This is a genomic window from Streptomyces sp. DG2A-72, from assembly GCF_030499575.1.
Classification (GTDB): Bacteria; Actinomycetota; Actinomycetes; order Streptomycetales; family Streptomycetaceae; genus Streptomyces.
This window is the reverse complement of record NZ_JASTLC010000003.1, coordinates 15,329-38,062: the sequence shown is the minus strand read 5'-3', so window position 1 is coordinate 38,062 and position 22,734 is coordinate 15,329. Positions and strand designations below refer to the sequence as shown.

General features: G+C 66.8%; 20 protein-coding genes and 6 pseudogenes. 15 read left to right on the top strand and 11 right to left on the bottom strand.

What is annotated here, in order from left to right; all coding sequences use genetic code 11:
* Positions 1-358: 358 nt before the first annotated feature.
* The 3 genes from QQY66_RS49455 to QQY66_RS49445 form a co-directional block, all read right to left on the bottom strand.
* Complete coding sequence (locus tag QQY66_RS49455) at positions 359-1,810, bottom strand: NAD(P)/FAD-dependent oxidoreductase (RefSeq protein ID WP_301987902.1); 1,452 nt, start codon at positions 1,808-1,810, stop codon at positions 359-361.
* 125 nt (positions 1,811-1,935) lie between these two features.
* On the bottom strand, positions 1,936-2,820 hold the full coding sequence (locus tag QQY66_RS49450) for an NAD(P)-dependent oxidoreductase (protein ID WP_301987901.1): 885 nt from the start codon (positions 2,818-2,820) through the stop codon (positions 1,936-1,938).
* The gene (locus tag QQY66_RS49445; protein WP_301987900.1) at positions 2,820-3,251 is read right to left on the bottom strand and encodes a nuclear transport factor 2 family protein; all 432 of its coding nucleotides are present in this window, start codon (positions 3,249-3,251) and stop codon (positions 2,820-2,822) included. The genes QQY66_RS49450 and QQY66_RS49445 overlap by 1 nt, the downstream gene beginning before the upstream one ends.
* A gap of 229 nt (positions 3,252-3,480) precedes the next feature.
* Here QQY66_RS49445 and QQY66_RS49440 point away from each other — a divergent pair, with 229 nt between their 5' ends.
* The 3 genes from QQY66_RS49440 to QQY66_RS49430 all read left to right on the top strand — a co-directional run bounded on the left by QQY66_RS49440 (position 3,481) and on the right by QQY66_RS49430 (position 6,184).
* On the top strand, positions 3,481-4,659 hold the full coding sequence (locus tag QQY66_RS49440; RefSeq protein WP_301987899.1) for an acyl-CoA dehydrogenase family protein: 1,179 nt from the start codon (positions 3,481-3,483) through the stop codon (positions 4,657-4,659).
* 81 nt (positions 4,660-4,740) lie between these two features.
* Positions 4,741-5,970: a cytochrome P450 gene (locus QQY66_RS49435; RefSeq protein WP_301987898.1), complete on the top strand. Its 1,230-nt coding sequence runs from the start codon at positions 4,741-4,743 to the stop codon at positions 5,968-5,970.
* Positions 5,971-5,977: 7 nt separating this feature from the next.
* Positions 5,978-6,184: a ferredoxin gene (locus QQY66_RS49430; RefSeq protein ID WP_301987897.1), complete on the top strand. Its 207-nt coding sequence runs from the start codon at positions 5,978-5,980 to the stop codon at positions 6,182-6,184.
* Positions 6,185-6,471: 287 nt separating this feature from the next.
* Here QQY66_RS49430 and QQY66_RS49425 read toward each other — a convergent pair whose 3' ends face one another.
* Positions 6,472-7,041, bottom strand: a complete 570-nt coding sequence (locus QQY66_RS49425; RefSeq protein ID WP_301987896.1) for a maleylpyruvate isomerase N-terminal domain-containing protein — start codon at positions 7,039-7,041, stop codon at positions 6,472-6,474.
* 54 nt (positions 7,042-7,095) lie between these two features.
* Positions 7,096-8,217, bottom strand: a pseudogene (locus tag QQY66_RS49420) (IS630 family transposase).
* Between the two features lie 268 nt (positions 8,218-8,485).
* On the opposite strand from QQY66_RS49420, the gene QQY66_RS49415 reads away from it, so the two are divergent.
* Positions 8,486-9,553: a serine/threonine-protein kinase gene (locus tag QQY66_RS49415; protein ID WP_301987895.1), complete on the top strand. Its 1,068-nt coding sequence runs from the start codon at positions 8,486-8,488 to the stop codon at positions 9,551-9,553.
* Positions 9,554-9,765: 212 nt separating this feature from the next.
* A complete protein-coding gene (locus QQY66_RS49410) occupies positions 9,766-9,978 on the top strand; it encodes a hypothetical protein (protein ID WP_301987894.1) in 213 nt (70 codons plus the stop codon).
* Between the two features lie 70 nt (positions 9,979-10,048).
* Here the strand turns inward: QQY66_RS49410 and QQY66_RS49405 are convergent, their stop codons facing one another.
* Positions 10,049-10,330, bottom strand: coding sequence for a hypothetical protein (locus QQY66_RS49405; RefSeq protein WP_301988023.1), 282 nt, complete (start codon positions 10,328-10,330; stop codon positions 10,049-10,051).
* A 141-nt stretch (positions 10,331-10,471) separates the two neighbouring features.
* Here QQY66_RS49405 and QQY66_RS49400 point away from each other — a divergent pair.
* Positions 10,472-10,633, top strand: a pseudogene (locus tag QQY66_RS49400) (dihydrofolate reductase); the annotation flags it as partial.
* A 274-nt stretch (positions 10,634-10,907) separates the two neighbouring features.
* A complete protein-coding gene (locus QQY66_RS49395; protein WP_301987893.1) occupies positions 10,908-11,495 on the top strand; it encodes a hypothetical protein in 588 nt (195 codons plus the stop codon).
* Here the strand turns inward: QQY66_RS49395 and QQY66_RS49390 are convergent.
* On the bottom strand, positions 11,450-11,719 hold the full coding sequence (locus tag QQY66_RS49390) for a hypothetical protein (protein WP_301987892.1): 270 nt from the start codon (positions 11,717-11,719) through the stop codon (positions 11,450-11,452). The two genes, QQY66_RS49395 and QQY66_RS49390, sit on opposite strands and share 46 nt — an antisense overlap.
* Before the next feature lie 159 nt (positions 11,720-11,878).
* Here QQY66_RS49390 and QQY66_RS49385 point away from each other — a divergent pair.
* Together QQY66_RS49385 and QQY66_RS49380 are read left to right on the top strand one after the other, a co-directional pair.
* Positions 11,879-13,065 (top strand): annotated as a pseudogene (locus QQY66_RS49385) (IS3 family transposase).
* Between the two features lie 41 nt (positions 13,066-13,106).
* Positions 13,107-13,430 (top strand): annotated as a pseudogene (locus QQY66_RS49380) (transposase); the annotation flags it as partial.
* An 85-nt stretch (positions 13,431-13,515) separates the two neighbouring features.
* On the opposite strand, the gene QQY66_RS49375 reads toward QQY66_RS49380, so the two are convergent.
* Positions 13,516-13,935 (bottom strand): VOC family protein, encoded by a 420-nt coding sequence (locus tag QQY66_RS49375; protein WP_301987891.1) that lies wholly within the window; start codon positions 13,933-13,935, stop codon positions 13,516-13,518.
* Positions 13,936-14,307: 372 nt separating this feature from the next.
* Between QQY66_RS49375 and QQY66_RS49370 the strand changes: the two genes are divergently transcribed.
* Complete coding sequence (locus tag QQY66_RS49370) at positions 14,308-15,534, top strand: hypothetical protein (RefSeq protein ID WP_301987890.1); 1,227 nt, start codon at positions 14,308-14,310, stop codon at positions 15,532-15,534.
* Between the two features lie 55 nt (positions 15,535-15,589).
* Here the strand turns inward: QQY66_RS49370 and QQY66_RS49365 are convergent, their stop codons facing one another.
* Positions 15,590-16,546 carry a glycosyltransferase family 2 protein gene (locus tag QQY66_RS49365; RefSeq protein ID WP_301987889.1) on the bottom strand — a complete coding sequence of 319 codons (957 nt, stop codon included), beginning with the start codon at positions 16,544-16,546 and terminating at the stop codon, positions 15,590-15,592.
* Between the two features lie 1,028 nt (positions 16,547-17,574).
* Here QQY66_RS49365 and QQY66_RS49360 point away from each other — a divergent pair.
* A pseudogene (locus tag QQY66_RS49360) lies at positions 17,575-18,415 on the top strand (IS5 family transposase).
* Positions 18,416-18,449: 34 nt separating this feature from the next.
* A pseudogene (locus QQY66_RS49355) lies at positions 18,450-18,545 on the top strand (IS5/IS1182 family transposase); the annotation flags it as partial.
* Between the two features lie 35 nt (positions 18,546-18,580).
* Here the strand turns inward: QQY66_RS49355 and QQY66_RS49350 are convergent.
* The gene (locus QQY66_RS49350; protein ID WP_301988015.1) at positions 18,581-18,739 is read right to left on the bottom strand and encodes a hypothetical protein; all 159 of its coding nucleotides are present in this window, start codon (positions 18,737-18,739) and stop codon (positions 18,581-18,583) included.
* Between the two features lie 781 nt (positions 18,740-19,520).
* Here QQY66_RS49350 and QQY66_RS49345 point away from each other — a divergent pair.
* From QQY66_RS49345 to QQY66_RS49335, 3 genes are all read left to right on the top strand, one after another.
* Positions 19,521-20,270 carry a hypothetical protein gene (locus QQY66_RS49345; RefSeq protein WP_301987888.1) on the top strand — a complete coding sequence of 250 codons (750 nt, stop codon included), beginning with the start codon at positions 19,521-19,523 and terminating at the stop codon, positions 20,268-20,270.
* Between the two features lie 133 nt (positions 20,271-20,403).
* Positions 20,404-21,198: a GtrA family protein gene (locus tag QQY66_RS49340; protein ID WP_301987887.1), complete on the top strand. Its 795-nt coding sequence runs from the start codon at positions 20,404-20,406 to the stop codon at positions 21,196-21,198.
* Positions 21,195-21,572 carry a transposase gene (locus QQY66_RS49335; RefSeq protein ID WP_301987886.1) on the top strand — a complete coding sequence of 126 codons (378 nt, stop codon included), beginning with the start codon at positions 21,195-21,197 and terminating at the stop codon, positions 21,570-21,572. Before QQY66_RS49340 ends, QQY66_RS49335 begins: the two co-directional genes overlap by 4 nt.
* A 201-nt stretch (positions 21,573-21,773) precedes the next feature.
* On the opposite strand, the gene QQY66_RS49330 is transcribed toward QQY66_RS49335, so the two are convergent.
* A complete protein-coding gene (locus QQY66_RS49330; protein WP_301987885.1) occupies positions 21,774-22,583 on the bottom strand; it encodes an alpha/beta fold hydrolase in 810 nt (269 codons plus the stop codon).
* Positions 22,584-22,734 lie beyond the last annotated feature (151 nt).

The following is a 22,734-nucleotide window of genomic DNA, read 5'->3' as shown; positions in this document are numbered from 1 at the left end:
TGAGGGATATCGGTTTGAGGGATATCGGCGACGCCGAAGAGACAGTCGTGGAACTAATCCCGCGACGCCCGGCAGGATACGTACGGGAAATCTCCCGAAACCCTCGAACGACCGTGCGGAGTGGTCGTATTCACCGTACCTGGCGGGTCCCATCAGGCGCTCATTGCCAGCTCATCAGTCGGCGTGCACATTGGAATGCGGAGCGGCTGCAGCACCGAAATCGATGATTGCGGAAGATTGAAGAGCAGATTCCGGAAAGCTGCCCGATCTCCAGTGCCGAAGTTTCGTCCAGCGAAATACAGCGGGCCGGCCCGGAGGAACCGGACCGGCCTCTGCTGTTTCCGGGACGGCGCCCGCTTCAGCGGCTCGCCAGGGGGATGAGCTGGCGGGCGGCGCGGAGCCCTTGGTGCATGGCCCCTTCGATCAGTCCGGTCCACTTGAGCTCGATGTCCGCGGTGGCGAAGGCCAGACGGCCATGACGCTCCTGCACCGCCCGCAACGGCCCGGTCAGCTGGCCGGGTTGCCGGTGTGTCCAGCCGCCGCGCGAGTACGGGTCGCTTCCCCACTCATGGCCGAGTACCTCGACGACCTCGGCTCCCGGTGCGATGCCGCGCACCGCGGCCCCGACCTGGGCGCGGTCGTCGGGGTCGAAAGCGGGGTCAGTGCTGTAGCCCACCATCAGCCAGCCGTCGTCCAGATCCTCCAGCGGCACGACCCAGCCGATCGGATACCCCTCGGGCCCAAGGGCGGTGAACCGCTTGCCGCCGCCGCGGACGTGCATCAGCACGTTACGGGCCCGGGGGACCGCGATGGTCTGCTCCGAGAGCCGGGCGAACTCGCTGGGTATGCCGGACTTGTAGGCGACGGATTTCCACACGTTGGTGGGCAGTGCGATCACCGCCACCTTGCCCTTGTACCGCCTGCCGCCGGCGACCGTGACGTGCACCTGGCTGCCCGTGTCGTCGACGGCGACGACCGGTGAATTCAGCTTCAGATCGGCGCCGGACTCCTTCAACAGGGCGTCGATGAGCCGGGACATGCCGCCCTCGGCCCGCAGGTTGTTGATGGCCATGTACCCGCCGAAGGTGTGGCCGCCGAGTGCGTACCAGTGCGCCAGCTGGGTGAGGGCGCCGCGGGTCGAGGGGCCGGCGGCCTTGGTGATGCCGGAGACCCAGTCCTGTTCCTCGGGGGTCAGACGCAGCTGGTCCATCCGCTCACGCAGCGACAGTCTGTCCGCTGCCACCATCTTCTCTCCGGCTGCGAACGGGTCCGCGGGGTCCGGGAAGTACTCCTTCGACCCGGTCATGAGCTTGTCGAAGACCTGCCCTTGCCGAGTGAAGGCTTCCTTGGGATCGAAGGACGTGAAGCCCTGGGGGGTGCGGAAAATGGAGCGTTCCGGCTCCACCCCCGCCAGCAGGCCGATACCGTGCCGCTTCAGCTCCCCGAGGACGAGCTTCTGCTGCTCGTCGACCCAGGTACCACCGATGTCAATGGTCCGGCCGGCGAAGGGCCTGGTCCACACGCGGCCACCGATGCGCTCGCGCGCCTCGAGCACGACGGTCCGCAGCCCCTTGGCCTCCAGCTCGCGTGCGGCCGTGACGCCGGCATAACCGGCGCCGACGACGATCGCGTCATACGTGGTCCCGTCGCCCGCCGGTGCGGTGTCGTGGCCGCCGGCTGCGGCGTTCGCGGCACCGGCAGTGGCCGCGCCGGCAGCTCCCAACAGGCCTGCCGCGCCTGCCGACTTCAGCACGGTGCGGCGCTTCGCCGGGTGGCCTGCCCCGGTGCCCCGCTGCTCGATTGAGGTCATGTTGCTCTCCATGGGTGAGGTAGGTGAGTGGTGGTGGCCCTGTGCGGCGTTCGGTGCGCCGTGGGGGAAAGACCCGCGGTCCTCCCGCCGGGGATACGGGAGGACGACGACACAGGGCCAGGGCGTCAGGAGGACGGCTTGCGGAAGATCTCGATCAGGCTCGCGTAGCTGTCCTTGGCGTGGCCTTCGGCCACCGCACGGTCCGCCAACTCCTTCACGAAGTACGGCAGATCGCTGTGCACGCCGAGGGTGCGGCTCTCGTGCAGGAGGTACCTCATCGTGGCCAGATGGGTGTCGACCGTCGCGTCGTGGGCGGGGTAGCGGCCCTCGTCGACCTGCTCCGCGTAGCTGGAGACAAAGCCGGTGACGGCCTGGATCCAGTTGGTGGCGAACGGCTCGAACTGTGTCGCGCTCACTCCGGCCGTCTCCAGGAGCGCGGCTCCCTGCAGGAAGCTGTTGAGGGTGCCCCACATGATGCCGAGCAGGGCCACGTCGTACAGGGCCGCAAGGCCGGCGTCCTCGCCGAGGTGGACCGTGCCGCCGCCGAGCACCTTGAGGGCCGACTCGTGGTCGCGATAGGCTTGCGTGGCACCGCTGTAGAGGAACGCGGCGTGCGGGGTGCCGATCACCGGCGGGGTGGCCATGACCGCCCCGTCGATGTACTGGATGCCGTGCTCGGCCGCCCACTCGGCGGTCGCCCTGGCCCGGTCGGATGTGCCCGAAGTGACGTTGACGAGCACGCGCCCGGCGAGGTCACCGGTCAGCCCCGAGAGCAGTTCGCCCACGGTGTCGTAGTCCGTGACGCACACCAGGATCAGCCGGCTCGCGGTGATCGCGGCGGCGGGAGTGTCGGCCTGCACGGCACCGCGCGCCACGAGCGCGTCGGCCTTGTGCGGGGTGCGATTCCACACGATGGTGGGGTAACCGTGGTCCAGGAACGTGGCAGCCAGCGCCTGGCCCATGAGGCCGAGCCCGATAACGGTGACCGGGCTCTGCTGCTCGTCCGCCATCAGTTGTCCCCGTCGGTTTCCGGCAGCAGGGAGCCGGCCACCGGACGGTCGATGGCCATCAGCCAGCGGCCGTCCTCCACCCTGCGCAGAACGTCCGTGCACGTGCCCTCGATGTGCAGCGGTTCACCATCCGCGTCCTTGCCGTCGATGGTGAACTCGACGCCGATCAGGGCGACATCACCGGCGACGTAGGCGTGGGTGACCCGAGCCTCGAGGTGGGGCTTGGGAGCGAGGAAGTCCTTGAAGAACTTCAGGCGCGCCGCTCCGGTGAGCGGCTCACCGGAGAAGTTGGACACGGAGTCCTCCAGGTAGAGCCGGTCGAAGAGCGCGCCGTCACCGGAGTTGAAGACCTGCAGAAATATCTCGTTCTGCGTGTCCGTGTCGTCCGTGAGGTCCGGCTTTTCGAGGTCCAAATCGACTGTGATTGTCATGGAGCACCGCCACTCTCGATAGACGCTGGGCGTTGGACGCCCTCGATACTCGCCCAACAGATCGATCCGGGAATCATCGACCGTTCACTCACCGGAAATTGCCCGCACATCGGGAGCCGTACGGCTCCGATTACCGTTCCATGAACCGGCATTGAGGGCACCGGGACCCATCGAACCTAATGTGGTCGGCGAAAAGACGAGCCATAGCCGTGATGCCCGAGGAGAAGAAATGGCCGCGATCAGCATCGAGGCAGAATCCATACTCGAAGACGTACGCGCAGCGGTGGAAACGCTGCGCAACAACGGAGTCGAGGCCGACGCGCGCGGCTGGATTCCGGACGAGAACACCGAGATCCTGGACAAGGCCGGGGCGTACAAGGTCGCCGTGCCGCGGCGGTTCGGTGGCTTCGATCTGCCGCTGGCCGACCAGGTGGCCATCGTCACCGAGATCGCCCGCGGCTGCGGCTCCACGGGGTGGGTGAACTGCGCCTGGATCTCCAGCGCCTGGATCGCCTCCCAGTACCCGGACAAGGCCCAGGAGGAGATCTTCGCGAACGGCTCCGTGCGTATCTCCGGCGCCTTCACCCCCACCGGCACGGCCGCCCGTACCGAGGGGGGATACATCTTCAACGGCAGCTGGCGGTTCAACACCGGCATCCGCGGCGCCGACTGGAACATCTACGCGGCCCTGGTGGAGCGCTCGGACGGGGAGCACGAGGAGGTCTTCGGCATCGTCCGGGCGTCGGACGTGACGATCCTAGACGACTGGGACGTCACCGCCGCCGCGGGCACCGGCAGCTCGACGACGACCGTCACGGATCTGTTCGTGCCCGAGCACCGGGTCGTGGACGGCATCGAGGTGCTCGAGGGCACGGTCGGTGAACGTTCCAACACCGGTGCCACCGGCCGCAATTACGGACTGACGTCCTACGTGATGGCGCTGTCCGCTCCGGTCTACGTCGGCCTGGCCAAGGCCGCCCTGGAGATCTTCCTCAAGTCGCTGCCGGGCAAGGCCATCCCCTACACCCACTGGGCGGACCAGCGCGAACACCCCCATACTCAGATCCAGGTGGGCCTCGCCGCCAACAAGATCACCGCAGCCGAGGCGCTCACAGCCGGCTGGGTGGAGCGGATGCAGAGGGCCGCCGACGCGGGCGAGCAGCTGCCACTCGCCGACAAGGCCGCCACTCGTGGCGAGATCGGATACGCCGTGCAGCTGGCGAAGGAGGCCGTGGAGACGCTGCATGCGATCAGCGGAGCCTCCATCATCAAGCGCACCGCCCCGTTCCAGCGGGTGCACCGGGACATCGAAGGTCTCTCGTTGCACGGACTGCTCACCCCGCTCGGCAGCCTCGAGGTGCACGGGCGTGTGCTGATCGGCCTCGAGCCCGACAACGACTTCCTCTGAGCACCGGGGGCATCGCCCCGGGCGCCTCACCACGCCCGCTTCAGCTGCACAAGGAGCACAAGGAGCACAAGGAGACCGTTCATGACCGCGCCGATCCTGTCGCCGCCGCCCCTCTTCACCGGCGAGTACTTCCAGAATCCCTATCCGGCGTTCACCTGGCTTCGGGAGAACTCGCCGGTGCACCCCTTGACCTTTCCCGTCGGCAACCTGCCGATGTGGCTCGTGACGCGGTACGAAGACGTCCGCGCCATCCTCGGTGACCACAACCGTTTCAGCAGCGACGCCCCCCGCTGGGCGACCGAGGACTTCAAGAAGGCGGGGATGGCCTTCGGTACCGGCACGGTCATCGAGCAGATCCTCTCCGTGCTCGACCCGCCGGATCACACCCGGGTACGGAAACTGGCGATGGGTGCGTTCACCCCGCGGCGCACCGCCACCTGGAAGGAGCCGACCGAGCAGATCGTGCAGTCCGCGCTTGACCGTATGCAGCGCATGGAACAGCCGGACGTCATGGAGTTCGCGAGCATCGTCCCGGCCGAGGTCATCGGTCGGGTCCTCGGCATCCCGCTGGACCGGTTCAAGGAGATCTTGCACGCGATCGAGCGGGCGCTGCACGTCGACCCGGAACACACCGACGAGTCCACCAAGGCCTACCAGGAGATCGTCGACTACGGCCGGGAGGTCATCACCGAAAAGCGCCGCAACCCGGGCGACGACCTGACAACCACGTTCATCGACGCCCGCGACGGCGACGACCGCCTGGACGAGGACGAACTGGTCGCCCTCGTCGCCCTGATGATCATGGTCGGTCTGGACACCACCAGGAACCTGATCGGCTCCGGTGTCCTCGCCCTGCTCGACCATCCCGACCAGCGCGACCTGCTCAGGGCCGAGCCGCAGCTCGCCGACACCGCGGTGGAGGAGTTCCTGCGCTACGACGGGGCCCTGACCGTCGCGCTGATCCGGTTCACCAAGGAGGACGTGGAGGTCGCCGGCACCCGGATCCCCGCGGGCTCGACCGTGATCGCCGCGCTCCAGTCCGCCAACCGGGATCCTGCGTATTTCGCTCACCCGGACCGCCTCGACATCACCCGCAACGGCGATGCGCGCCACCTGGGGCTCGGTCACGGATTGCACAACTGCCTGGGCGCCGCGCTCGCCCGCTTGGAGACCCGGATCGCGGTGCCCGCGGTCTTCGAGAGGTTCCCCGACCTCTCGCTCGCGGTGCCGCGCTCGGACCTCCGCTACGGCGAGAGCTGGCTACTGCGCAGCCTCGAGTCCCTGCCCGTGCACCTCAACAGCAAGGAGTGACGCATCCATGAAGGCAACCCTGCGGCTGGACCGAAAGGTCTGCGCCGGTGCGGGGCTGTGCGCGGCGATGGACCCTACGCACTTCCAGCTCGCCGCCGACGGCCGCGCCACCCTGCTCGTGGCCGAACTCGCCGACGCCGAGGCGGTCGAGGCCGCCCAGGACGTCATCGACTGCTGCCCCAGCGAAGCCATCTCGCTCGCCGAAACGGCGTGACCCGCTGGAGTGCTGCTGCGGTCAGGACAGCTCAGGCGAGGGCGTCGCCGGTGCGGAAGCCGGGCAGGGACATGAGCGCCGACACCCACGGGGTTTGCCTATCGGCACCGGCTCTGCCAGCACGAGGGCACCACCGTCATGTGAAGTGCCCTTTGAGTGCCAGTGACTACATGTCATTTCTGTGCCATCGGCAGATCTTGCCTGACAGGCCTCTGACTTGGTCAAACAGCCTTGGGTCTTCTGGTGTCTGGTGCTGTGACCGGGAACGTTCGCCGGGGTCAGCTCGATCAGCCTGGTCGTGCTGCTTCCCACCTCCATGAGGTTTGGCCAGGGAGGCCGTCGAGTTCTCCGCGGCCGGTGCACCAAAGGAGTACCTGAGTGGGGTCTCCGGGCGGGGCGGCGGGGAAAAGCCGGTTGAGTACTGCTGCGCTCAGCGGTGCTGGCGGCAGCCAGTCCACGGACAGTCCCTGCGTGATGTCGTAGGTGTGCAGCAGGGTTTCGGCGACGCCCATCGCCGCGAACCCTTCGGGGTCGCACGGGCCCCAGTGCCAGGCCCTCAGGGTCGGATTGGCTGTGGCCAGGGCGCTGCTGAGCAGTCCGCCGCAGGCGGTGACGGCCTGGAGTACTTCGGCCGGCGAGGCAGTGGGGCGAACGTTCAGGTCGATGGGAAGGTAGGCGTCGGCGGGCTGTGCTGCCAGCTGTCCTGCGTAGGCCAGCAGGTCATGGCCGATGTGGGCTGCTGTTTGCCAGCAGGTCCATTCGAGCGGCCCCGCCGGCACCGTCCAGTCCTCGGCGGTATGGGGGCCAAGCACCCGCAGCATTTCTGCCACGGCGGCGTCGACGTCCTGATGGTCCATGCAGAGCTCCTCGCGGTCCGTGTTGGGGAGTGGGCTGTGCCGGTTGCCGGTCCTTCACGCCGCCGGGCATCTGGCACGTCCGCCCCAGCGGATGCCTTTCTCGCTGCGGATGCGGGCATGCTCTCGGCGTTGTGCGGCGAGCACGTCGGGGTGGCGGGCGTTGGCGTTGCGCCGGCGCAGGCAGCGGTGCAGCGCCCGGGTCTGCCCGGGATGGCTGCGATGGTGGGAGCCGGCCAGGGTGAACTGCCGCAGCGGTCCGAAGTGGGCCTCGATCGGGTTGGCCCAGGAGGCGTAGGTCGGGGTGAAGCACAGCTCGACCTTGTTCTTCTTCGCCCAGCGGCGGATGTCCGCACCGGTGTGGGCGGAGAGGTTGTCCAAGATTATGTAGATCGGGGCGCCGTCGGGTCGGGCGGCGCGGATCGGCTTCAGCGCCGCCAGGGTGTCGGCGGTGCCTTTGCGGCGGCGGTTGACGCACTACAGACGGTCGTCGCCGACGGAGTAGCAGCCGTGGAAGTAGGTGACGCCGTGGGTGCGGCGGTAGGTCGCCGGCAGCCGGTCGGGCCTGCCCTGTTTCGCCCAGCAAGAGCCCGCGGTGGGCCGGATCCCCAGCGGCCCGAACTCGTCGTAGGCGAACACCCGGCCAGGGAAGCGCCCCAGCACCTGCTCGATCCGGTCGAGCTCGGCGTCACGCTCGGGATCTGGGGACTCCTTCCAGGTCTTGGTGCGCTGGAAGGTGATGCCGCGGCGCGACAGCAGGCATCGTAAGGCTTCCCGGCCGATGCGGATGACGCGTCCGTGCACGCGCCGCAGGCAGGCGGCGAGTTTACGGATCGACCAGCGGGTGAAGAGCTGGCCGAGCTTGTTGGGGCGGGTGGTGGCCGTCTGGACGACGAAGTCCTCGTCGTCAGGGGTGAGCAGGCGGGGACGGCCTCCTGCCCATCGAGCGTCCAGACAGGCGAGGCCGATCTCGTCGAACCGGTGGATCACATCCCGCACCGTGTCCTCATCGGCCTGCACCAGCTGCGCGATCACCGGGACGCAGTTCCCGCCGGCGGACGCCAGCAGCATCATCGCCCGCCGGTAGCGCACCGAGCTGGTACTTCCCCGGCGCACGATCTGCTGCAGCTTCTGCCCCTCCTGACCGGTCAGTCTGCGCACCCACACAAGCTCGGCCACCACACCTCCAGCGGTCGAAACGAACGTCACCACCCATCCAGCCGCCCCGACCATCAACCCGGCGAACCTTCCCGGTCACAGCACTAGGCGGCGGGACGGGGCAGGTGTTCCTGGGGCGCTCTCCCGGCGGACGCCCGGTCGCCGTCCAAGGTGGTGCGGCCCGAACTGGCCGACGATGCCGGGTTTCGGCGCCGGTTCGCCCAGGAAGCCGACGCCGCACGCCGGGTCGGCGGGTTCTACACCGCCCAGTCAGTCGACGCCGACCCTGATGTCGACCCGCCGTGGCTGGTCACCGCCTACATCCCTCTACATCCCTGGCCCGTCCCTGCACCAGGCCGTCGCGACGCACGGCCCGCTGCCCACGGAAACGATCACCGTACTGGGAGCGGGACTGGCCGAAGGGCTCGCCGCGATCCATGCCTGCGGCCTGGTGCACCGTGACCTCAAACCCTCGAACGTGATCCTCGCCGAAGACGGCCCTCGCGTCATCGACTTCGGCATCACCCGCGCGCTGGACGCCACCTCCCACACCCTCTCCCGCGCCGTGGTCGGCACCCCCTCGTTTATGTCCCCCGAACAGGCACGCGGCGACGAGATCGGCCAACCCAGCGACGTGTTCTCGCTCGGACTCGTCCTGGCGTTCGCCGCCACAGGCCGCAGCCCGTTCGGCAACGGCCAGGCCGAAGCGATCCTCTACCGCATCGTCCACGACGAACCCGACCTGACCGGCCTGCCCGCCCACCTGGCAGACCTGGTGAGACGCTGCCTGGCCAAAGACCCCGGCGACCGCCCCGTCGTGGCCCGCATCCTCCAGGGACTCACCAACTCCGCCCAGACAACCGCCCAATGGCTCCCGCCAGCCATCACGACCATGATCGCCGAACACCACGTGCAGATTCCGCGGCCGGGACACCAAGAAGCCGCCGACGCCGACCCCCTGCCTGCCCCGGACCCCCGCCCTGCCTCTGGCGACCGGCCGGCACGGACACAGGTCGCGACGTGGTTCGGCCTCCTGTGCTCACTCGCCATGTTCGTGGTCCCCCTGGCACCCCTCCTACGGTTCCTCTTCCCCCTGGTGGGCACCTGGGTGTTGACGGCAGCACACACCCCGCGCTCCGGAGGCCTGACACGCGGGACGGGGTACGCGAACATGTCGTTCGTCGCCGTACTCCTCGTGATTGCTGTGATCGAGCCCCCGCCAGTCCCCTTCAGCGTCCAGCTGCTCGCCTACGCGGCAGTTGTCCTGACCATCGCGGCGTACTGCTACCGCGACATCAAAACCCGGCGGGCACGGTCGGCCCACACGCCGGCGTTCCCCGCGTCTTCCTCCCACTGACCCCGATCTGGGTCGTGTGGAACGCGGTGCTGCTCGGGTAGCACCACGTGCGCGGCTGGGGAGAGATCCCTGACACGCAAGAGGGCCTCACCCCGAAACTGCGGGGTGAGGCTCTCTGTGCAGGTCGATCGGCTGGTGATCTCCGCGTGTTACAGCAGCCAGACCTTCGGGTTCCCTGCGCTGAAGGGTGAACCGCTGACGGGGACAGGTGTGTGGCGAAGAGGCAGCGAGGGGTGCGCATCCCGCGGGCCAAGGGCGCTCTGGGCGACCAGTACGACCGGTCCGAGACCGACCGTCAGCCGCACCCGCGCTGTGTGACTCCCCTGAAGTGCGGCGGGTGCGGCACCAGGGTGAGCGCCCGGCACGGCAACGCCGACGATCCCGACGGCCGGACTTCTCACTACTTCAGGCAACCCGCGCGGTGAACGCAGGCATGACGGCGCCCACAAACATCAAGGGTGCGCCGGGCGCAGGTCAGAGCTCCGCGCCATTCGCTCAGCCGAACAGCCTGCTGAGCAGGCCTCCGCCTGCATCTTGGTCAGGACTCTCTGCGGCCGGAATCTGGCGTTGGTCGGAAATGCCCCCGATTCGATTCACGCCGTGCTCAGGCAACGAGCTCGGCATTTCATGTCCGACATGCTCTGGCTGGTCACTCCCGGAAGCGGATTGAACGATGCTGCCGCTGTTCTCTTCGTCCTCGGCGGTGGCTGGGCCAATGCTGCCGAGGACTGCTGCGGCAGCCATGGCGGTTACGGTCAGGAGCTTGCGGATGCGCATGGGGGGCGTTCTCCGTTCGAGCGCGGAACATTGGACAGGCCTATATCATCATCAATTGTGAAATTGAAGCCCAATGCGTCCATCTGTGGGCGAGGCATTCCGGAAAGCGAGTGGACCGCGGCGGGGGAGTGCCGACTGCTGATGCACAGGGTGACCTATTCGATGAGCGTCTCACTCGACGGCTACATCGTCGGGCCGGACGGCGACTTCGGCTGGGCGGCGCCCGACGAGGTGGTCTTTCGATTCGCCACCGCCGAGGTACGAGAGGTCGGCGTCCACCTGTTGGGGCGACGGCTGTACGAGTGTGACGGAGCAGTGATCTTCCGGGGCTGGGCGGATCTGTTCTGGTGTCCTGTCTTTTGGTTGGGAGTTGGATTCGGGGGAGCGGTCGGGTCTGGGGGTGCTGGGCGCGGCCTGCTGACGTGTTCGGTTTGGTTGTTCGGGTGGTTGGCTTGCGGTCCTGCAGTTGCGTGGGAATGATCTTTGTTTTCCTGCGGGTGTAGTGATGCGTCCAATGGCAACTGCTCCATCTGGGCTACAGTCCCCCATGGGCATCACAGACACATCCGTTGCTGCCGTGTCAGCCGCATTCAGCGGACTCGCCGCTTTCGGCGCTTGGAAGGCCTCACGTCAGGCAAACGACACCGCGGCGTCCGTTGCTCAGATCGAACGGGACCGCTGGCACAACGCGCTGACTCCGCAGCTTCGCCTGAAACTAGAGCAGTCGGACGGGTTGCTCTACGTCCGCTTCGACGGTCCGGCTCAACTGGGCCGACTCAGCATACGACTCACAGTTCGGGACGACTTCGACCGTTCCCGGGTGCCCAGCCTCGGCGGCGGCCCGACGCCCGACGAGATCGCACAGATCATCTGGGGCCCTTACCGATTCCGGCCCGGAGTCGACGGCGCCGACCAACTCGGTCGGACTGTCACGCCGTTCCCGCTGGAAGCAGGTGACCGCACCCGGCTCGCCCTTGACCCTTCCGTAAAGCCGACCTGGTACGAAGGCGTCGATGGTGAGGAACGCTGGCGGGGGCAGTACCAGAACGCGACGATCAGGCTTTGGGCCGACTGCGAAGCTGAGGGGCACAAGCCGTGGCGGCTCAGCTTCGGAGCCACTCAGGACGGCCAGTGGGCGCAGACAGGCCGCACCGTCGGCAGCTGAGGCTGCGTGACGCGACGCTGGCCCGCCGCGGTCTGACCGGTGATGCTTCCGGTCAGTGGCGTGTGGGTGTGGAAGACGCGGAGTGGGTCGTGTGCGCTGGGGGATAGACGAGTGAGGCCGAGCCGGTGGGCGATGTGGGTGAGGACGTCGTCGGTGGTGCGATGTGGCCGGTGCGGCAGGGTGGCGAGTGCGCGGGCGAGGGCGACGGATTCCGGATAGATCACAACGTCGCGGGTCAGCAGGTCGGGGCAGGCGCTCCTCGCGGTGGGCAGGTGGGGGTTGGACGCGCAGAGCTGGTTGAGGCGGGTGTGTGAGCTGACCCCGGTTTCGTGGAGCCCCTGAAGCCAGGCTTATGATCCTGGCCCGAAGGAGAACCACGAGCTGTGCCAGCACCACGTAAGTACCCGGACGAGCTCCGCGAACGCGCCGTCCGCGAGGTCCGCACCACCGGCCGCCCGGTCGCGCATGTCGCCCGGGACCTCGGCATCCACAAAGAAGCCCTGCGGCAATGGGTCCGCCAGGCCGAGGCCGACACCGGGGAACGGGACGACCGGCTGACCACCGCCGAACGCGAGGAACTGAAGCAACTCCGCAAGGAAGTGGCGGAGTTGAAGCGGGCGAACGAGATTCTGAAAGCCGCCAGCGTGCCCAGGAGATCGACCGTCCCCGGACGAGGCCGAGCAAGTGATCGACCACTTGCGTGAACGAGGCCTCGGGGTCGATCCCGTCTGCCGGGTGCTGGAGCTGTCGCCGTCGACATACTTCGCCCGCAAGAAGCGGCCGAAGTCGGCCCGCCGACTGCGCGATGAGCAGCTCATGCCGCTGATCGAACAGGTCCATGCCGACTCCGGCGGCACCTATGGGGCCCGGCGGATCACCCGCGCGCTTCGGCGCAAGGGTGTGATGGTGGCGCGCTGCATCGTCGAGCGGCTGATGGCCGAGCTGGGCCTGGAGGGCGTCATCCGAGGCCAGCGGCGCCGCACGACCGTGCCCGAGCCCGCGGCGCCCCGCCCGCCAGACCTCGTCGACCGCGACTTCACCGCCAGCCGGCCCGACCAGCTATGGGTGGCGGACATGACCTATGTGCGGACCTGGTTGGGCTGGGCGTATGTGGCGTTCGTTCTGGACGTCTTCTCGCGGACGATCGTCGGCTGGCAGGTCGCGAATCACATGCGGCCGGAACTTCCGCTGGAGGCCCTGGAGATGGCGCTGTGGAGACGGAAAATTCAAGAAGGACTCCGGCCTCATCCACCACGGCGACCGCGGCTCGCAATACGTCTCCATTCGGTACACCGACCGGCTCGCCGACATCGGCGCCGCTGCCTCGGTCGGCTCCGTCGCGGACAGCTACGACAACGCGATGGCCGAGGCACTCAACGGCACCTTCAAGGCCGAGCTGATCGAGATGCAGGGCCCCTGGAAGGACTTCGACCAGGTCGAGCGGGCGATCTTCCAGTGGGTCACGTGGTACAACGAGGAACGTCTTCACTCCGCCCTCGACTACGTACCGCCCGCCGAGTACGAACGCGACTGGTGGCGACAACAGGAAGCCACCCCGCAGTCCGCCTGAAACAAGATCACCGGACTCTACGAAACTCGGAGCAGCTCACCGGCGACAACCCGGACCGGATGGGCACTGAAGCATCCTTCGCCGCGCTCTGCGGCGTCAGCCCGGTGGAGGCGTCCTCAGGCAAGACCCAGCGTCGCAGACTCAACCGCGGTGGCGACCGACAAGCCAACTCCGCTCTCTACACCATTGTCCTGGCCCGCCTGCGCTGGGACACCCGCACCCGCAACTACGTGGAGCGGCGCGTCAGCGAGGGGAAGACCCGTCGCGAAGCCATCCGCTGCCTCAAACGCTACGTCGCACGCGAGATCTACCAGATGATCGTCCCGCCCAGAAGCACAGTGGCCCCCCCACCAACTGCTGCTTGACATCCATAGGGGCATCAAGCTGGCCGTCCGCTACGAGGCGACGGTGCTGATCGCCGTCATCAACGAATGGCTGTGACCGTCAGCATCACACTGCCGGGTCGCGCACCTGCGCCACGATGATCACGTTCCCGTACAAGTCGGCCAGGTGCAGCGACCGGCTGTCGGCGTCTTCCCGTTCGTTCCATACCCGCACCCCGTGCCCGAGCAGGTGTTCGCGGACCGTATCCAGGTCGGCGGTGTACAGGACGAGCAGAGGCTGACCACCGCACTGCTTGCCGATCAGCTTGCGTTCCCGGTCGCTCGTGGCGGTCATGAGCCAGAGGCCGACCGCCTCCTGGCCGGGCACTCCGATATGCAAGTAGCGATAACCATCTGCCACCTGGTCGTGCAGGACACAGAAACCGAGAGCGCCGCGGTAGAAGGCCAGGGCTGCATCGGGGTCGTCAACAAGGACAACAACACGGCCGAGCCCCAAGAGCAGGCTCTTTTCAGCATGAGGAGTCATGATCGGCACCCTAGACCGGGCCACTGACAGCAAGCCGAACCACTCGGGACGGCTACACCCGGGAGAGGCAAGACCGACTTTCGTAACAGGCCCTAGATCGGGAACTCACAGCCCCTGCGGATGCAGTCCCGCGAGGCGTTCGTCAAACTGATCGCGAAGTACGGCCCCGTACCGGTGGTTTTGACAGGCCCGCAGCCAGTCGCGGCTCTGCCGCCGGCTGCGGCCAGGATGCGGGCTGCCAGGTTGCCCGTCTGACAAACGATCGCGGAGCTGGAGATGATCGAATTCCTCGTGTGCGTGCGCTCCCGTATCGACACGAGGCCGGGTCAGTGTGCGGCGCCGACGGTCAGCCGGTGATCGGGATGATGCCGGATGCCTGATTCCGCACTCCTGCAACTCACCCGGCCGACGCGCCGCGATTGGCGTCATGGCCTGCTGCCGCCCGTCGTCGCATGGCTGACCACGAACCTCATCGCCTGGCTGGTCGCGGAAGCATCGATCGCCGGCGATGGATCCAAAGTGGCTTATTGGTCCACGAACGGTCGCCGTCGCTGGGATTCTGAACACTACCTCTCCATAGCCAAGACCGGCTACGAGATGTTTCGGTGTCGGGAACGCTACGCGAACTTTCCCGACGTCATGTGCGGAAATGTGGCCTGGTTCCCCTGGTACCCCATTTCGGTCCGGGTGCTTTCCGCCACCGGACTTTCCCACGAGATATCCGCTGTTGTCGTCACTGAAATGTCTCTGCTCGGCATGTTCGCGGTGCTGTGGTGGTTGCTCGGCGCCCGGCTCACCTGGGCCACGGGCCTCACCCTCGCCATTGGTGCGGTATTCCCGGGCGGTATCTACTTCCACGCAATGTTCCCGATCGCCATCGGAACGTTGGCGCTGCTCGTCTGTATCGCCGGACTGAAGGGGGGCTCCTGGGGAATTGCTGCCGCTGGTGGTTTCGTGGCGGCCTCCTGTCATCTTGTCGGCGCTGTCGCTGCCGGTATGCTCCTGTTGAGCGCGCTCTTCGCATGGCAAAAGGACGCGTGGCCGGTACGGTTCGCGAAGGCCGGGATGTCGGCGGTTCTCGCCGGCTGTGGCGTGCTCTGGGCCAAATGGCTCATGTGGCAGGGCACCGGCCGCTGGGACGCGTACGAGACCATGCAGCAATACGGCTACGGGCAAGGCGATCTACGTCAACCCTTCGACGAGATGAGGCAGGCCTACAACGTTCCGTTCAGTGACGGGTACAGGCCGGAAGGGCACCCACCGTGGCTGGTGGAGCACAGTCTCGCCGCGCACAGGCCCCAGCTCTGGCTGAATATCGCTTTCATACTGCTCATATTGATGACGGCCGCAGTTCGACTTATTTGGAAGCGTCGGCTCGAGGTCGAGGAGTGGGCCGCCTTGATCCTGACGGTGGCGATCTTCATGCTGCCGTTCTTCGCCGGCGCGAAATTGTCCTGGTATCGCAATAATGCGCAGATGTTTGTCGGTCTCATACTGGTCAGGTGCATGCCCCGATGGATTCAGGTGTCATTGTTGGCTGTTTGCTCGATTCAGTACGCTTTTCTGGGGGCTATGTTCTTCGCCGGGGTGCTGGTGTAACCGGTCTTGCTGGCAATGGTTGCCCCGAACCGGCTCACCGCACAGGAAACGATCTCTACTGCTGTTCCTCGTCTGTGTCGCGAGCGACGAAATAGGCGGGCCGGGCTTGGACGGCAGTGTAGATACGGGCCACGTACTCGCCGAGCATTCCCAAGCAGAAGAGCTGAACAGCGCCGAAGAACAGCATGGTGGTGATCAAGGAGGTCCAGCCGGGCAGGGTGTTTCCCGTGGCGTAGACGATAAGGGTCAAGATAAGGAATGCGAGGCAGACGAAGAAACTGCAGGCGCCGAGCGCCGTGGCCAGGCGCAGCGGGGCCGCCGAGAAGCTGGTGATGCTGTCAAATGCCAACAGGAGCATTCTGTGCAAGGGGTATTTGGTGGTTCCAGCCACTCGCTCTTCGCGCTGGTACGTGATCTGGCCACCGGGGAAGCCGAGCCAGGGGATGAGCAGACGATAGGTCTGCTGCCGGTCGGGGAGGGTTTTGAGGGTTTCCACGACAGGGCGGGACAGAAGGCGGAAGTCCCCGGCCTGAGCGGGGACGAAGGAGCCTGCCAGGCGGCGCATGAGCCAGTAGTAGGCGGCGGCTGTTCGTCGTTTGAACCCGGTGTCGGCGGAGCGGTTGATACGGACGGCATAGACGACGTCCAGACGGTCAGCCCGGGCCGTGGCCAGCATTTCGGGAATGAGTTCCGGCGGGTCCTGGAGATCCGCGTCGATACTGATCACATAGGCGCCGCGGGCACGGTGCAATCCGGCGGTGAGAGCGGCTTGGTGGCCGCTGTTTCGCCGTAGGGTCACGATGCGCAGCTGGGGCCAGTCGGTGCGGAGATCTTCCAGCAGACGAGGAGTCCCGTCGGCCGAGCCGTCATCGACGGCGAGGACCTCGTATGGTAGGCCGCACCCGTCCAGTACCGGTCGGAGCCGCGCCGCCAGAACAGGCAGGGCCTCCTCTTCGTTGAAGATGGGCACCACGATCGACACAGCGACCGATTCCCTGTGCGTGTCATACACAACATCATGATGCGGGCAGCGTCTGCAGCCGGCACTTTCAGAGACCGGAGCCCCCTGTGCCTGGCACGGGGCGCGTCGAGCATCAGATTCCTCGGCACCCGGATGGCCGATGCCTCTTGGGTGAAGAGACCAGGGCCTCGGCGAAGTCGCCGTTTGTTCGTTCCGCCGCGACGGCCGAGCTTGCGCATGCCGGTGAAGACGCAGCTCAGGCAGACCGCGGACCGCGTTACCGAAAAGGGGTACAGCCAGCCTCGTCCAAATCCCGAAGCCAGGAGGCCCTGCGCCTGGCGCAGCTCGCACCACCGACCACCTGCGCGACACGGCCAACCATCACCAGTTCGCCAAAGGGCGGGCCCACTCCAACCTTCTGCCGCAAGCTCTTCGTTGACCTCCGCGACGAAATGACAGTGGCGACGCGGCAGGCCCGGCAGGCGGCACAGGAGTGTAGGCCAAGCCTGACGCAGGAGGAGCGAGGACGATCGTGGCGATCTGCCCGGGCGGCAGCTTCCGCCACCGCGAGCGGATCTTCTTCACATGGCCGCGCAGCAGGTCGCCGAGGAGGGCCAAAGTGGGGCGTGGACAGCTGCAGACTGGACTGGTACACAACCCTCTCAGCGCCCCCGGCAGGGCTGGTCTTCTTTGGCATGAACTACCAACTGCCGCCGGGAGTGCGGACGTTACGGCCTGCGCCGCAAGCCGTGGCCGTGAGCGGGACGCACCCTCACAGCGTGGTGGCCTGCGCCGATGGCTTTGCAAGCGGGGCATCCGTCATCGCATCGCCCGCAAAGACATCGCGTCCTCTCAGTGGGCATTTAGTTATGTCTTGCGGTGTTACGTCGCTCTTACGGCTTGGTCTCTTTGAAGTGGTTTGCGCCCTACATGCAGCTTCACGGCCTCCCAGGCTCCGACTTCTGCGCCCATTTGCTCCGTTTCTCGCACCCAGATTCCGTCTGGTCTATGGACGTCACAGAAACGCCCTACTGATCAAGTAACGCCGTCAGTGGGGCTGTTCGTGTAGGAGCCCTTTCGTGAGCCAGCGGAAGCCGTACCCCAGCGACCTGTCCGACGCCCGATGGGCGTTGATCGAACCGACCTTATCCGCCTGGAGGAAAGCCCGACTCGATCGCAGACCCACCGGCCAGCCGGCCCAGGTCGAACTGCGCGACGTCTTCGATGCACTCCTCTACGTCAACCGCACGGGAATCCCGTGGAAATACCTCCCGCACGACTTCCCGAACCACGGCACCGTCTACCGCCTGCTACGCCGCCTGGCGCGACGAAGGAATCCTCGCCCAGCTCAACTGCGACCTGACCAGCCTGGCCCGCGTGAAAGAAGGGCGCAGGCCCGAACCGACCGCATCCGTGATCGACACCCAGAGCGTGAAAACCTCCACCAACGTGCCCCTGACCGGCCAGGGAACGGACGCTGGCAAGAAGATCGTCGGACGCAAGAGAGGCATCATCACCGACACGCTCGGCCTGCTCCTCGCCGTGACCGTCACCGCCGCAAGCCTGTCGGAAAATGCCGTAGGTATACGACTACTCGACCAGGCCAAAACGACCTACCCCACCATTTCCAAGAGCTGGGTCGACACCGGCTTCAAGAACGCCGTCGTCGAGCACGGCGCCAACCTCGGAATCGACGTCGAAGTCGTCGACAGAAACCCCGACATCCGCGGCTTCCACGTCGTCAAAAGGCGCTGGGTCGTCGAGCGAAGTCTGGGATGGATCATGCTCCGCCGACGCCTGGTCCGCGACTACGAGACCCTCCCCGCCAGCTCCGAAGCCATGATCCACATCGCATCGATCGATAACCTCGCCAAGCGCATAACGGACGAGACCACACCCACCTGGCGAGGCACCTGCTAGGGCATACGAGGCGAACTACCCAAATCGAATGCCCTCTCAGCAACTTGGCCGCCACCGCTGGGTCGTGGACAGGACGGTGTCCTGGCTGGTCGGATGCCGACGCCTGCACCGCCGCTATGAACGCAAGGCCGAGCACTTCCTCGCCATTGCCGCAGCCCTCATCAGCTACCGCAGACTCAACCCGTCAGGCGCCCGAGCCGGTACGCACAAAGAGGCAGAACGGGTGGCCCCCGGGTCGCACAGGAAGTCCGCCACAGTCGCACGCAGAGCAACGGCACGCTCGACGGCTGATGACAGATCATTCACCTCGATGTCCAGATGCATCGTCATCTGCTGCTTGGACTGTGCGGAAGGCCACTGCGGACGTGTGAAGAGCGAGGACACAACCAACGATTCACGCCAGCCCCAGGACCGGCGACTTCAAGAGGGCGGGTCTTCAATGGTGTTCGAGTTGCCCGATGCAGCGAGGGGGCTGATAGTGAGTGGAGTGACACCTAAGCGCCGTTGAGCTATGGATCTCCGGTTGCCTTGGACCGCCTCAAGGGCTGAGTCCGCAGGGATAGCCCCCCATCACATCCCGCTTGGAGTCATCATGCCCAAATCCGCCCGGCGACGAATCTCCTGCATTATTGGGGCCTCCTGCTTGAGCTCCGCGCTCGCACTGCCGACAGGGCTGGCTACTGCTGTGGCGGCGCCTGATGCCCCCGCTCAAGCAAAGGCAGCACCTGCCCAACCCACACCCCCACCCCCGCCGCCGGCAGAGACGCAAGAGCCCCCGCCGCCGGCAGAGACGCAAGAGCCCCCGCCGCCGGCAGAGACGCAAGAGCCCCCGCCGCCGGCAGAGACGCAAGAGCCCCCGCCGCCGGCAGAGACGCAAGAGCCCCCGCCGCCGGCAGAGACGCAAGAGCCCCCGCCGCCGACACAGACGCAAGAACCGCCGCCGGGGACTGACGAACCGGCGGAGCCCGAAGCGCTGGGCCAGGCAGCAGCGGAGGGGATACGGGAAACGAACCTCCCGGAGAAGGAGAAGCAGCAGCTGGAGAAGATCCTGTCCAGGACGCTGGACGCAATCGAAGACCCGCAGACGAAGCCCGAGGACCGGGCCGTGTACACGAGCGCTCTGACGGGGGTCAACGACGCCCTGGAAATAAGCCAGGTTTCTGCGATACCGCAACCGGACCGGGCCGCGTACGAGAAGATAGCGGGCAATGTGCTTGAGGCTTTCAGCCCCGGTGAAAAACCGTTGCCGCAGCAATACATGAGCTTTCTAGACCCGTTTGGGGACTGGCTAGGCGGTATTGACGATATCGTGTGCATCGTTGTACCGAGTTTCTGCGATCCGCCTCCGACGACGCCACCTCCGCCTCCGACCACCACGCCACCTCCGCCTCCGACGACGCCACCTCCGCCTCCGACGACGCCACCTCCGCCGCCGACCACCACGACGCCTCCGCCGACTGGAAAGCGTCCCGAGTCTCCCCCGAAGATCGTGGAAAAGAACACCGAAGCGCTGGTGATACTCCGGGACTCGAAGGCGTCGCAGAAGGAGCGGACCGAGGCGACGAAAAGGCTGGACGAGCTAAACGGCTCGCTCAAGGATTCCCAATATCTGGAATTCATACGGGAAGTCAAGCGATACAATCCACCCGCGGCCTGTATCGATAAGATAGAGAGCGGAACGCGTGTGGCTGGTTGGCCCGAGGGGTCTCTCTCGGGGCTCGCTGATCCGTCGTGCAGCACGGCGGTAGCTGCGGGCGCCGTCAACAGCAGCAGCCGGTGGAGCGCACTGTTCGTATGTGTGCAACGCAATCCGCTCGCGACCTCTACGTGTGTGGTCCACATCCCCAAGGACTGACAGCGTGAGGCCAGCCTCGATCGTTCATGAGCCCTTGTCGGTTTTCCCGATGAGGGCTCGACGGCGTGCCGCACATCCGCCAGTGGCAGGCGTTGGCAAGCTCCAGGCGGCCCGAAGCCGCCTGGCAGGAGCTGTGAAGTGGACCCGCGGTTGCACCGCAACCGCACCCGATCGAGCGGGGCATTACGGGGAACACGACGCAGGCCACAAAGAGCCCGAACGGCCATTCGCCCAGGCGCTGCCGGCCGGTGTCGAGGACGAGGCGTGGTTCTTCGACACCGAGCTCCTGCTGCTCGCCGAGCGCAGCGGGTTGCGGGTCCATGAGGTGCCGGTGGACCGGGTGGACGACCCTGGCAGCCGGGTCGCCATCGTCCGGACCGCGGTGGACGACCTGCGGGGGATGGTCCGAGTACTGCGCCGGACGCTGTCCGGGTCGGCCGAGGTGCCGGTGCCGCCGCGGAAGCGGCCCCGTATCACCACCGGGGTGCGCGGGCAGTTGTCCCGCTTCGTGGTGATCGGCGTCTGCTCCACCGTCGCCTACCTGCTGCTGTACCTGCTGCTGAGGCAGTTGACGCCCGCGCTGGCCGCCAATGCACTGGCGCTGCTGGTCACCACTGTCGCGAACACGGCTGCCAACCGTCGCTGGACCTTCGGCCTGACCGGCCCGCGTGACGCGCTGCGCCACCAGCTCGAGGGCGGGCTCGCCTTCGTCATCGGACTGGTGCTCAGCACCGGAACCCTGGCCCTGGTGCGGCTGGCCGCTCCGCACGCCTCCCGATCGGCCGAACTCCTGGCATTGGTCGGCGTGAACGCACTGGCCAGCGCGGCGAGGTTCCTTCTGATGAGGGTGTGGGTGTTCAGCCCACGCCGCGCCAACCGGCAGTTGCACGGCACGTCGGTGCGGCCCGAGGAGTACCGGAATGAGTGACGGGTGAGACGAACTACATCCGCCTGCTGGACGGCGCCCACCAACTGCTGAGGGCCCCGCTGATCGTGGTGTGGGACCGGCTGAGCACGCACATCTCCAAGACGATGCAGGCGCTCGTGGCCGAGCGGGACTGGCTGACGGTGGTCCTGCTGCCCGGGTATGCGCCCGAGCTCAACCCGGTGGAGGGCCTGTGGGCGCATATCAAGCGGAGCTTGGCCAACCTGGCCGTCCGCACCCTCAGCGAGCTGGAGACCCTGCTCCGCCAGCGGCTCAAGGCGATGCAGTACCGGCACACCATCCTCGGCGGATTCCTCGCCGGGACGGGCCTCGCACTCGACAGACCGGACGGACCCTCAATACGCCGAAGTCAGTAATGCCCGTGACCGTCACGCTGCTGCTTGGCCGGCAGGTCAGCTGTTGGAGCGGCTGCGGGATGACGCGTACGGAGACGGGGGCGGTTCGGGCCTCCAGCCCGGAGACGATGACGAGGAAGAAGTCGGGGGCCAGGCCGATACGGATGCGGCTCCGGCAGTTGGACCGACCGGCAGGGTCGGCATCCGGCCGCCGGGCGTTCCTCAACCCCGGATCTGGACTTCCTGCCAGAAGGCGTCGACCCGTGCGTTGAAGGCGTCGGGGACCTCCTGGAATGGCTGGTGGGCCTCGCCGGGCAGCACCTCGAACCTGGCACCCGGGATCCTCTCGGCGACCGCGCGCCCGAGGCGCGGTGGCGCGGCGATGTCCAGTTCACCGGCCAGTACCAGTGTCGGCGCGGTGATCTCAGACAGGCGGTCGAGCGTGTCGTGCGTCCGGAACGGTGCGAGCTGGCGCTGGAAGGCTTCGACGGACTGCGGATGCGGGAAGGCCAGCGTCTCCTCGATGATCCGGTCGACCGTGCCGTCGTCGTGCGCCCGCCGCGTGTAGATCCACAGCAGGAACGCCTCCTGCATGGCGCGCTCGTTCGGTGCTCGCTCGGCCATCCAGTGCCAGAAGTCCGTCATCGAACGGAAGTAGGCGTCGGGACGGGCCCATGTGCTCATCAGGACGAGGCTGCGGACGAGCCGGGGATGGTTGAGTGCCAGCTCCTGCGCGATGCGGCTGCCTCCCGAGAAGCCCATGACATGGGCGGCCGGGATCTCCAGCGCGCGCAGCACCGCGGCGGCGTCCTCCGCCATCCCGGGCACCGACACAGGTCCCTCCGGCAGCGGCGTGCGCCCGGTGCCGCGGTTGTCGTAGGCGGTGAGACGGTAGCGGTCGGAGAGCCCGTCGAGCTGTGCCTGCCACGCCTCGGCGGGGTCGCTGAGCCCCGCGATGAGCAGGACGTCGGGCCCCTCGCCCCGGCGCTCGACCCAGATCCCGCCGGTGTCGGTTTCGATTGTTTCGCCCATGCCCGGCCTCCTGGAACGGTCTCCGTGGAGAGCCCACGCCCACACCCCCGTACTCACACCGTCCCACAGGTCTCGGACGGCTGCCTGTGCTGCGAGGGCCTGAGCAGCCCGGGCCCTCCTCTGTCCCCGATGGCGTCGCCTTCCGCCCGGC